The organism is Polaromonas sp. AET17H-212 (assembly GCF_002379085.1).
In the GTDB taxonomy this organism is placed as follows: Bacteria; Pseudomonadota; Gammaproteobacteria; order Burkholderiales; family Burkholderiaceae_C; genus Polaromonas.
Genome location: NZ_NBZW01000062.1, coordinates 1 through 2254, shown reverse-complemented (window position 1 = coordinate 2254; position 2254 = coordinate 1). Strand labels below are relative to the sequence as shown.

Sequence of the window (2254 nt, the reverse complement as noted above, 5' to 3'; positions counted from 1 at the left end):
CCAGAACCTGCGCCTTGAGTTCGGCGCTATGACGCCGGCGCACGATCTTCTTGGAGTCTTTCATGGTGTCCACCTAAATTCCTTGGTGGACACCATCCTTGCCGCTTATACGGCCGAATTCAAGAAGGGGGTGGCCGGACGCTTACGAAGTGCCTAAGGATGTGAGAGCGTCATTGGCCCGTTGACGAGCTGACGTGACGAGAGTTGGACGCTTGCTAGTTCCTCTTGAAGCATCGCGATAACACGGTCCGGAACTTCCGTGGTTGCGCTCAGCATGCCCTGTGCATTTTGATAGATGAAATCCGTGTTGTTTCGATAGGGGCCGCCGCTCTCTTTGAGTTTGACTAGGAACTCGGTGCCCATGTCGCATTCTCGGATCGCATCGCGTGAGGCTTCCCAGACGTCGATGTAAGCCTGCTTGTTCTCGCGAATGCAGTAGAGCGAGACGGCCAAGAAAAGCAGAAACAGGCCGTCTCTGCACGGCTTATAGCTCAAGTGATCACTGATCGCCATACGCAGACGATTAATCGCAAAGGCATTAGGTCGCTGAGCCACTAGGAAGAAGTGCTCATAGCCTGGCTCGCGGAAATCCACAACGTCTTCGATGTCGTCGAGCGCTCGGAGGCTGCGCGCTGCCGGAAGGAAAAGTGTGAGCCGCTCGTTTCCCTCGAACACTCGACGTACGAAGTCGTAGGCACCTCGCAAGCTGCGGCGCCAATCCGTGTCGCGTTCCGTCCCCGGACCTCCGCTGTAGATATGTTTGGTCTCGCCGTCGAGCCATTGTGGACTAATGCTGAATTGATCCGCGACGAACTGAAGCATCGCTTTGCTAGCAATGTCGGAGAGTCCCACGTCGTCTGCGTAGATCGATCGCGTAACGCCGAACGCGCGGAGCGGCTCTAAGAGATCTGTTTGGGTGACACCGTGTGTTTCGAAGACCCCTTTCAGGTGGTCAGCCAGCAAGTTGGCCTGCGGTGCCGCTTCTGCAGCCGCTGCCGGCACGGCTGAGGTAGTCGTCCACTGCGACGGTGATTGAAGAGCACCTATCTGGACTTCGAGCCTATTCGTCAGTGCCCGGAATTTTTCCGGATCGCCTTCAGACACGAGAATGTGCAACAGGTCATTCAAGTCATAGATGTCATCTTTGGGATCGAAACAAAATGAGCCGCGGCTCTTGACGATCTTTTGACTCGAATACGTGGTTTGCTTGTCTCCGAGGATCACGAACTTCAGCTTCAAATAGACCTTGTCGAGACCTGCTTCAAAGAATTTCGTCTGGGTCTCAATAATTTTGTCTGAGCTTCCAGTGAGCGTCACTTGAAAGGCGATCGAGGCGTTTGGCGATGCTAGATCAATCGCTGGAAAGCTCTTCTTCAGATTCAGATTTTTTAGATCCGTGTACCCGAACGCGAGCACGAGGAGATCGCGTGCAAACGGCTCCCCGAACGTTGCGGCGCTCAGCTGGTTCGTCTTCGCGCAGCTCGCTAAAAAGTATTTATAGATAGCGAGGTTCGCCGTTGCATCGTGAGCGAGATTTACTATTGATTCCGTGGGCATCGATGGTTGATCCAAGAAATGAACGAGATGGCGGTTTAACCGAGTGTTTTAACGCCTTGCATTTGATGTTAGCCGAGGCGAATCACTGTGCGGGTCGACTGAAGCAAGGCGGTGTACGGGAAGCATCGCCGAGCTCACCGACTGACCGTCTACCGGGCGAGATCGTGAAGAACCTCCCAACACCGAGGGTCCAGAAACGACTAGGGTGGCGTCAATGCGAGTTTCGATGCTTTGATTTTTGCCGACGGGGATGAGGGTCGGCAGGGATTCATGTAAAAAACCGCAGAAACAAACCTAACTCATTGTCAGAATTGAACATTTTGCTTGCTCCGGCATCGTTAAATTGACAACTCGCTTTGTTTGTCATAACATACAGACATTGGTTCAATTCGGGAGATCGACATGACTATCCATACGTTTTCTAGCCGCGACTTCACTCGTGACGTGTCAGCGGCCAAGCGCGCGGCTGTTGATGGCCCTGTGTTTATTACCGACCGTGGGCGTCCTGCATTTGCGCTGCTAAAAATCGACGACTATTACCGCATCGCCGGTCAAAGCGAACTCTCGCTCCTCGACGTCATGGATGGCATCCCCGGTGGGGACGGCATCGATTTCGATCCGCCTCGTCTCAATCTCCAGATCCATGGCGCATCGTTTGACTGAGGGCTCTCAATGTTCGTTCTGGATACCAACGTCA

Annotated in this window: 2 protein-coding genes; one reads left to right on the top strand and one right to left on the bottom strand. The window is 53.6% G+C overall.

The features are described 5' to 3' along the window. Positions 1 to 153: 153 nt before the first annotated feature. Entirely contained in the window at positions 154 to 1557 is a 1404-nt protein-coding gene (locus tag B7G53_RS22215; protein ID WP_096671795.1) for an SMEK domain-containing protein, read from the bottom strand. A gap of 402 nt (positions 1558 to 1959) precedes the next feature. Between B7G53_RS22215 and B7G53_RS22210 the strand changes: the two genes are divergently transcribed. Next, the gene (locus tag B7G53_RS22210) at positions 1960 to 2220 is read left to right on the top strand and encodes a type II toxin-antitoxin system prevent-host-death family antitoxin (RefSeq protein ID WP_096671794.1); all 261 of its coding nucleotides are present in this window, start codon (positions 1960 to 1962) and stop codon (positions 2218 to 2220) included. Positions 2221 to 2254: the final 34 nt, after the last annotated feature.